The 340-nt window shown below is 77.4% G+C and carries 1 pseudogene; it reads right to left on the bottom strand.

Annotated features, from left to right (window positions below):
- Positions 1–340: pseudogene (locus C7C46_RS33560) on the bottom strand (DNA-binding response regulator); the annotation flags it as partial.

The raw sequence follows: 340 nt of genomic DNA, 5'->3' as shown, positions 1-340 counted from the left end.
GACGCGCGGAGCTTGCCCGGGATCGCGCTGCTGTGGTCCTTCCCCGTGCCGGTGCCCAGGAACCGCCGCTCGGCGATCTCCGCGTTGGCCAGCCCCCCCCCCAGCAGCGCCAGCCCGCCCAGCCCCCGGCCGGTCAGCGTGCCGACCAGGGACAGTGCCCCGGCCTCCGGGCCGCCGCCCTCCACGTCCCCGCCGATCACCGTGCGGGTGACCGCGGGCGAGAGCATGCTGCCGCCGGCCGCCAGGATCCGCACCGCGTGCACCAGCTGCTCCGGGGCGGTGTCCTTGAGCAGGAAGCCGGCCGCCCCGGCGCGCAGTGCGGTGCCGATGTACTCGTCGG

The organism is Streptomyces tateyamensis, from assembly GCF_003205575.1.
Lineage (GTDB): Bacteria > Actinomycetota > Actinomycetes > Streptomycetales > Streptomycetaceae > Kitasatospora > Kitasatospora tateyamensis.
The sequence above is the reverse complement of the archived record's forward strand: the minus strand, read 5'-3'. Positions and strand labels throughout refer to the sequence as shown.